Source organism: Leisingera sp. ANG59, from assembly GCF_013317235.1.
Taxonomy (GTDB): Bacteria; Pseudomonadota; Alphaproteobacteria; order Rhodobacterales; family Rhodobacteraceae; genus Leisingera.
Genome location: NZ_WLCM01000080.1, coordinates 1 through 8,070 on the forward strand (window position 1 = coordinate 1; position 8,070 = coordinate 8,070).

The following is an 8,070-nucleotide window of genomic DNA, read 5'->3' on the forward strand; positions in this document are numbered from 1 at the left end:
CAGGTGGGAAGACGTCCTTCGCGGGACGATGGGTGAGGCGAGTTCGCAATGGGTCCAGTTCCGGCAGCATCATGGCTGCCAGGCCGCGAGTCAGATTGGACCGCTTCACTCTTCTAATCCCATGATGGGAGGGCCAGCGTGCCGATCCCGAAGAGAAGCAAGGGCCCGCGAAAGACCTGAAGTCCTGCCGCGAATGACTGCTCGATGGCGCTTGACCAAAGAACGCCGAATAGAGAAGGACCCGTTGATCCCGCACAAGGCGCAGAACATGCAAATAGACCCTAAACCTGCAGATTTTCCGGGAATCTCCCTGCCTTAGCGACTCGTCGGCCGCGCCGATCCTGCGCATCATGCATACCGCAGCGAAAAATTATCCACAGGCCGTGAAACCTCGTCCGAAGGATCACACTCCTTGTAATTTCAATAGCTTGCGGTAATTTCATCCGAAATACACCATGCAAGGCGGGGAACCCGCAAGCCCGTCTGCAACCTCTAACTGAAGGAATCTATTGCACAACTGCGTTCGCATTGCGTATAGAAACGATAAATAAAGCGCTGACGCAAAACAGCGTTACTATCGAGAGGGCAGCAGGTGGCAGTAGCACTCCACATCAATCAGCGTATCCGCGAGAACGCGGAGAACCTCAGTGCGGCCCTCAACAGCCACATGCTGGCCAGTTTCGCGCCGGATGCAAGGAAGGAATTGCGCCTGTTCAGCGCCGGCGAGGCGGCAGAGATGCTGGGGATCTCCCCCAGCTTCCTGCGCAAGCTGCATTTTGACGGCAAATTCCCCGAGGTGCACACCACGCCGGGCGGCCGCCGCCACTATTCCGCCGCTGACCTGATGGAGATGCGCAAGATCCTGGATGCCGCGGCCAAGACCCCCGGCACCTACCTGCGCGGCCGCCGCGAAGGCGACAAGGTTCAGGTGCTGTCGTTCCTGAACTTCAAGGGCGGCTCGGGCAAGACCACATCGTCGATCCACACCGCGCAGCGGCTGGCGCTCAAGGGCTACCGGGTGCTGGCGGTGGACATCGACCCGCAGGCCTCCCTGACGACGCTTTTCGGCTACCAGCCGGAGGTCGATTTCCTTGAAACAGGGACGATTTATGACGCAATCCGCTATGAAGACCCCCTGCCCCTGCGCGACATCATCCAGGAGACCTATTTCGCCAATCTGGACCTGGCGCCGGGCGGGCTGATCCTGCAGGAATTCGAGCATGAGACCCCGCAGGCGCTGATCAACAACGTGCAGCCCGCGTTCTTCTCGCGCATGGCCGCGGCGCTGGAGGAGGTTGAGAGTGATTACGACGTCATCATCTTCGACTGCCCGCCGCAGCTGGGCTATCTCACCATGTCGGCGCTCTGCGCCTCGACGGGCGTGATCATCACCGTGGTGCCGAACATGCTCGACATCGCCTCGATGTCGCAGTTCCTGCAGATGTCAGCCGAGCTGCTGGACGTGGTTTCCAACGCGGGCGCCACGCTGGAGTTCGATTTTCTGCGCTTCCTGATCAACAGGTACGAGCCGAATGACGGCCCGCAGCAACAAGTGGTTGCATTCCTGCGGCAATTGTTCGGCGAGGAGGTCATGGTCGCCCCGATGCTGAAATCCACCGCGATTTCCGATGCGGGGCTGACCCAGCAGACGGTCTACGAGGTCGAAAGATCCCAGTTTCACAGGTCAACCTATGACCGTGCGGTCGATTCACTGAATCAAGTTAACGATGAAATAGAATCGCTCCTTCAACAGGCATGGAGGCGTTGATGGCACGCAAAGGCATTCTCAGCACGGCACTCAGCAGCCCCGCAGCATCCGCTGGCGGGCCGAAACCCAAGATGATGCCGCGCGGCGCGGTCGGGGCGCTGCAATCCTCGCTCAGCAAGCTGCAGGAAAGCGCGGTGCAGGAGATCGACCCGGCGCTGATCGACGACGCCGGGTATGAGGACCGTTTGGGCGGCGATGGCGCCCCGCATATCCAGCTGGTGGACAGCCTGCGGACCTACGGCCAGCAGGTGCCGGTGCTGCTGCGCCCGCACCCCAAGGCGCCGGGGCGGTTCGAGATCGTCTATGGCCGCCGCCGCCTGATGGCCCTGCGCGAGCTGGGGCTGCCCGTAAAGGCGATGGTGCGGCAGCTGGACGACCACGCGCTGGTGATGGCGCAGGGGCAGGAGAACACCTCCCGCCTGGACCTCAGCTTCATCGAGAAGGCATCCTTTGCGGCACAGCTGCAGAATGACGGCTATGACCGGCCGACAATTGCAGCGGCGCTGTCGATCGACCTGCCGATGGTGTCGCGGATGCTGAAGGTCGGCACGGCGTTTGACCTGCCCTTCCTGCGGGCGATCGGATCGGCGCCGGGCATCGGCCGCGACCGCTGGATGCTGCTGGTCAAGCTGTTCCAGGATCCCTCGGCGCGGTCCCGGGCGATCACCAGGACAAACCGGCCCGATTTCACCACCTTTGACTCCGACGGCCGGTTCGAGGCGGTTTTGGCACATGCCCGGAACACCCCCCAGGAGGTGAAACCGGCCCCTGCCCCGCCGAAAACCCGCGCCCTGCCCGGCAGCAACGGGGCCGAGGTCGCAGGCATCAAGACAACCGCCAAGGGCATCACCCTAACGATCTCCGGCAAGCACGCGCCTGGCTTTGATGCCTGGTTCGACGAAAACGCGGAAGCGATCATGGCAGAGCTTCACGGCCGCTGGCAAAAAGACCAGCCCGAGCAGCCGGAAGACTGAGCAAGAGCAGAGAAAACAGGACAGGAGGCACGTAAACAGGCAAAAGAAAAGCCCCCCAGGACATTACATCCCAGAAGGCCGTTCTCAGATTTAGCACCTTTGGAATAGCCTCTCAGACTCGTCAGTGTCAACTCTGTGCGCCGCACAGGGGCGGGTATTTTTTGTCTTTCGTGAAAAAATCATGGAACAGGCGTCCCAAATCGCATTTGGGCGGCAGGATCCGTGCGGCCGGCTGGCGGGTACTCACGACAAGTGGGACCTTCTGGCTGCGCTGACGCACGCCGCCGCGGAATTTGAACTGAGCCACCGCACCCTAGGCGTCTTGAAGGCGCTGCTGACGTTCTTCCCGGACCGCGCCCTGCCTGCGGAACCAGGCAGCGCCATCGTGTTCCCCTCGAACCGCAAACTGATGGAGCGGCTGAACGGGATGCCCGAAAGCACCCTGCGCCGCCATTTGGCTGCGTTGACCCGCATCGGGATTGTCAGCCGGAAGAACAGCCCCAACCGCAAACGCTACGCACGCCGGGTTGGCGAGGACACCGCAATGGCTTTCGGCTTCGATCTCTCTCCCCTCGCCCGCCACGCCGCCCAGATCTTCGGAACCGCATTGGAGGCGCAAGAGCGTGCCGCGCATCTGGCGGTGCTGCGCGACCGGGTTGCCGTGCTGCGGCAGGAGTTGCTGGACTTGGCTGACCAAACGGCAGAGACACTGCTGGACGCCGCCCGCAAACTCCTGCGCCGCAAACCCTGCGAGACAGAGCTGACCACGATGGCCGAAACCCTGCGCACAGAAATTGCCAGCCGGAAACCGGATGCCGCTCCCCAAGTTTCCGCTTTGCCCGCACCCAAACTGAGCGTCCCTGACAGCCAAAATGAGCGGCACATACAGGATTCAGTAAAAAAAGATTCTGACTCTGAAGAGGCGCAGGCCAAAGCGCCCTGCCCTCAACCCCAGCATTCAGATGCGAAGGACAGCGCGGCAGAGAAAGGCAATGATCTGGCCAAGGTTCTGCGTGCCTGCCCCGAAGTGCAAACCTACTACCCTGGTGCGCTGCGCAACTGGCAGGATGCGGACCGGATTGCGGAAACCCTGTCACCGATGATGGGGATCGAGATGCCGGTTCTGAGCGACGCACGCGCCGCCATGGGCCGCAAGGAGGCGGCAACGGCTGTCATGTGCATGCTGGAGAAACTCGGGTCCATTCGCAGCCCCGGCGCTTACCTCAGACGCTTGGCCCAGAAGGCGCGTGCGGGCCAGTTTTCCACGGCTCCGATGCTGAACGCACTGCTGCAGGCGGGGAACCGGGCGGAAATTGCCAGCTGACAATTTTCTGCCGCTTGCGGTATCGGCGGGCAAGCCTGTGTACGGTCTGGCCGGGTCTTTCGTGGTTTGAAGGCTGCGGCGGATTTCCCGGAATGGCAGGACCGATGCGATTGGGCTGGTTTGAAATTGTCGGCTGACAATTCTGCATCCTGCACCGGGTTGAAATACCCCGAACCCGCACCCAACAGCATCCGGCCATGACGCAGCAACCCGGCCGACAAACACCGGAAACAGGGCCTCATTGGATGCGACGCCGGAAAATTGTCAGCTGACAATTTTCATCTCTGGGCCTGGCAACCCGGCAATTTGAACCATTGCCTTCCTCCCCGGCAGAGGACCAAAGTGGCGGGAGACAATCCAGCTCAAGGATCTTGCCGCCTATGATTTCCATCCTGAAAAACCGGACCTACCGGCATCTGTTCCTGGCCCAGATCGTGGCGCTCAGCGGCACCGGCCTTGCGACAGTGGCGCTTGGCCTTCTGGCCTTTGATCTGGCCGGGGAGCGCGCAGGTGTGGTTCTTGGCACCGCGCTGACAATCAAGATGGTGGCCTATGTCACCGTTGCCCCGATCGCCGCCGCCTGGGCGGAACAGGTGGACCGGCGCAGGATGCTGATCGCTCTGGACATGGTGCGGATGTCGGTTGCTGTTTGCCTGCCGTTTGTAACGGAGGTCTGGCAGGTCTACGTGCTGATCTTCGTGCTGCAATCCGCATCAGCCGGGTTCACGCCTGCCTTCCAGGCCTCGATCCCCGACGTGCTGACGGAGGAAAGGGATTACACCCAGGCGCTGTCGCTGTCGCGGATGGCTTATGAGCTGGAAAGCCTCATCAGCCCGATGCTGGCCGCGGCGCTGCTGGTTCTGGTCAGCTCCTCGACACTGTTCTGGGGCACCGCGGCGGGGTTTGCCTCCTCTGCCTTGCTGCTCGTTTCCATCGCCTTGCCGTCGCCAGCGCCCAAGGCACCGCGTCCGATCTGGCAGCGCACCACCCGCGGCATCCGCAACTATCTGCGCACCCCGCGGCTGCGCGGGCTGCTGGCGATGAACTGGGTAGTTTCGGCAATGGCGGCGATGGTGCTGGTCAACACGGTGGTGCTGGTGCGCGCCGGGCTGGGACAGGGGGAAAGCGCAGTGGCGCTGGCGCTGGCCTGTTTCGGTGGCGGTTCAATGCTGTCGGCAATGCTGCTGCCACGGCTGCTGGAGCGTGTCCCGGACCGCAGAGTCATGCTGGCAGGCGGCGCACTGGGGAGTGCAGCGCTGGGTTTGCTGGCGCTGGCAACGCTGGCGCAGCCGCTGGGATTTGCACGGCTGGCAATCGCCTGGTTCGTGATTGGTCTCGGTTACTCCGCGGTGCTGACGCCCTCAGGGCGGCTGCTGGCGCGCTCCGCCCACGCGGCGGACCGGCCTGCGATCTTTGCCGCACAGTTCACCCTGTCGCACGCCTGCTGGCTGGTCTTCTATCCGCTGTCGGCCTGGCTGATGGCGGCCTGGGGGGCGGGTGCGGCGATGCTGGTCCTGGCGCTGCTGGCCGCCGCGGGTCTGATCGCGGCGGGGCATCTGTGGCCCCGCGACAGCGCATCCCCGGTTGCGCACAGCCACCCGGAGCTGCCGCCGGACCACCCGCATCTTCAGGGCGGCCACCCGCACGCGCATCCGATCATCATCGACGATTTGCACCCCCGGGTTCCGCGGAAAGAAGGGATCTAGTGCCCCTGGCCAAGTCGCAGCTTATTCATTTTATGACTAGACATAATCGCCTAAATGAGTAGCTTATTGCCAATCCGGTAATGAAGCGACTCGGGGGGATTCCGTGACGGGAAACTATGTTCTGACAGGCGCCCGGCTGGCCACGATGGCCGGAACGGACACGCCTTACGGGCTGATTGAAGACGGCGCGGTGGCGGTGTCGGACGGAAAAATCGTCTGGGCCGGGCCGCGCCAGGAATTGTCAGCTGACAACTTTCCCTGGAAGCATATTGATCTGGATGGCCGGCTGGTGACACCAGGTCTGATCGACTGCCACACCCATATCGTCTTTGGCGGCAACCGGGCAATGGAGTTCGAGATGCGGCTGAATGGCGCCACGTATGAGGAAGTCGCGAGGGCAGGGGGCGGCATCGTCTCCACCGTTTCGGCCACCCGTGAGGCCACGCTGGAGGACCTGGTGCAGGGCGCGCTGCCACGCCTGGATGCGCTGATCGCGGAAGGCGCCACGGTGGTGGAGGTGAAATCCGGCTACGGGCTGGACCTGGCAACCGAGCTGAACATGCTGCGCGCTGCCCGCCGCCTCGGTGAACTGCGCCGGGTGACGGTGAAAACCACCTTCCTTGGCGCCCATGCCACGCCCGGCGAATACAAGGGCCGCGACGACGACTACATCGACGAGGTCTGCATACCTGCCCTGCGCGCCGCCCATGCGGAGGGGCTGGTGGATGCAGTCGACGGCTTCTGCGAAAACATCGCCTTTGCGCCTGCCCAGATCGAACGGGTGTTCAAGGCGGCGCAGGAGCTGGGGCTGCCGGTGAAACTGCACGCCGAGCAGCTGAGCCACCAGGGCGGCACTGCACTGGCGGCACAGTACGGCGCGTTGTCAGTCGATCACGTGGAATACGCCACAGAGGACGATGCCAAGGCGATGGCCGCATCCGGTTCTGTTGCGGTGATCCTGCCGGGTGCCTTCTACACCATCCGCGAAACGCAGATGCCGCCAATTGAACACTTCCGCGCCCACGGCGTGCCGATGGCGCTGGCCACTGACTGCAACCCCGGCTCCTCGCCGCTGACCTCCCTGCTGCTGACCATGAACATGGGCTGCACCCTGTTCCGCATGACGCCCGAGGAGGCACTGGCAGGTATCACCTGCAATGCGGCCCGCGCACTGGGGCTGACGGACCGCGGCCAGATTGCCGCAGGTATGCGCGCCGATCTGGCGGTCTGGGACGTGGAGACGCCCGGAGAGCTCGCCTACCGCATCGGCTTCAACCCGCTTTACACCCGTATCTATGAGGGAAAACGATGATCGAGATGATCCCCGGCACCGTGACGCTGTCCACGCTGGAAGATATCTACCGCAACCTGACCCCGGCCAAGTTGGCGTCTTCGGCGCGTGAACCGGTGGAGGCCGCCGCGAAAATGGTGGCAGAAGCCGCTGCGGGTGAGGAAGCCGTCTATGGCATCAACACCGGTTTCGGCAAGCTGGCCTCAACCAAGATCGCGCCGGCTGACACCGCCACCCTGCAGCGCAACCTGATCCTCAGCCACTGCTGCGGGGTAGGGGAGGCGCTGCCGGAGGACAAGACCCGGTTGATGATGACGCTGAAACTGCTGTCGATGGGCCGCGGCGCGTCGGGCGTGCGCTGGCTGGTGATCGAACAGATCGAACAGATGCTGGCGCGCGGCGTGGTGCCGGTGATCCCGTCGCAGGGCTCGGTCGGCGCCTCTGGCGACCTGGCGCCGCTGGCGCATATGGCGGCGGCGATGATCGGGTCAGGGGAGGCCACGTTCGAAGGCACCCGCATGTCCAGCGCCAAAGCCCTCAAAAAGGCTGGGTTAGAGCCTATTGTGCTGGGCCCCAAGGAAGGCCTCGGGCTGATCAACGGCACCCAGTTCTCCACCGCCTGCGCGCTGGGTGGGCTGTTTGACGCCTGGCGCATGGCTGAGGCCTCGATGGCGATTGCCTCGCTGAGCACCGACGCCATCATGGGGTCCACTGCACCGCTGATCGCTGACATTCACACGCTGCGCGGCCATGCCGGGCAGATTGATGTGGCGCAGCAGATGCGCGATATCATGGACGGATCGGAAATCCGCGAGAGCCACCGCGAGGGCGACACCCGCGTGCAGGATCCCTATTGCATCCGCTGCCAGCCGCAGGTGGTGGGCGCGGCGCTGGACGTGCTGCGGATGGCTGCCAAGACGCTGGAGATCGAAGCCAACGCCGTCACTGATAATCCGCTGGTGCTGGTGAATGAAGGCCGCATCGTCTCCGGCGGCAAAGCCCACGTA

The 8,070-nt window shown here is 63.3% G+C and carries 6 protein-coding genes; all 6 read left to right on the top strand.

The features are described 5' to 3' along the window. The first annotated feature begins 592 nt into the window (after nt 1–592). Nucleotides 593–1,768, top strand: coding sequence for a plasmid partitioning protein RepA (gene repA, locus GKC28_RS25555; RefSeq protein ID WP_174149757.1), 1,176 nt, complete (start codon nt 593–595; stop codon nt 1,766–1,768). Continuing rightward, complete coding sequence (gene repB / locus GKC28_RS25560) at nt 1,768–2,742, top strand: plasmid partitioning protein RepB (protein WP_174149758.1); 975 nt, start codon at nt 1,768–1,770, stop codon at nt 2,740–2,742. The genes repA and repB overlap by 1 nt, the downstream gene beginning before the upstream one ends. Before the next feature lie 181 nt (nt 2,743–2,923). Further along, complete coding sequence (gene repC, locus GKC28_RS25565; protein ID WP_174149759.1) at nt 2,924–4,066, top strand: plasmid replication protein RepC; 1,143 nt, start codon at nt 2,924–2,926, stop codon at nt 4,064–4,066. Between the two features lie 380 nt (nt 4,067–4,446). After that, nucleotides 4,447–5,772 carry an MFS transporter gene (locus tag GKC28_RS25570; protein WP_174149760.1) on the top strand — a complete coding sequence of 442 codons (1,326 nt, stop codon included), beginning with the start codon at nt 4,447–4,449 and terminating at the stop codon, nt 5,770–5,772. Nucleotides 5,773–5,875: 103 nt separating this feature from the next. After that, the gene (gene hutI, locus GKC28_RS25575; protein ID WP_174149761.1) at nt 5,876–7,084 is read left to right on the top strand and encodes an imidazolonepropionase; all 1,209 of its coding nucleotides are present in this window, start codon (nt 5,876–5,878) and stop codon (nt 7,082–7,084) included. Then, a partial coding sequence (locus GKC28_RS25580; protein WP_174149762.1) for an aromatic amino acid lyase occupies nt 7,081–8,070 on the top strand: 990 nt, incomplete at its 3' end. The genes hutI and GKC28_RS25580, both read left to right, overlap by 4 nt.

Bases quoted from the DNA above. Each gene is read 5' to 3' on its own strand.
- repB (WP_174149758.1), top strand. From the start codon at position 1,768: ATGGCACGCAAAGGCATTCTCAGCACGGCACTCAGCAGCCCCGCAGCA.
- repC (WP_174149759.1), top strand. From the start codon at position 2,924: ATGGAACAGGCGTCCCAAATCGCATTTGGGCGGCAGGATCCGTGCGGC.
- GKC28_RS25570 (WP_174149760.1), top strand. From the start codon at position 4,447: ATGATTTCCATCCTGAAAAACCGGACCTACCGGCATCTGTTCCTGGCC.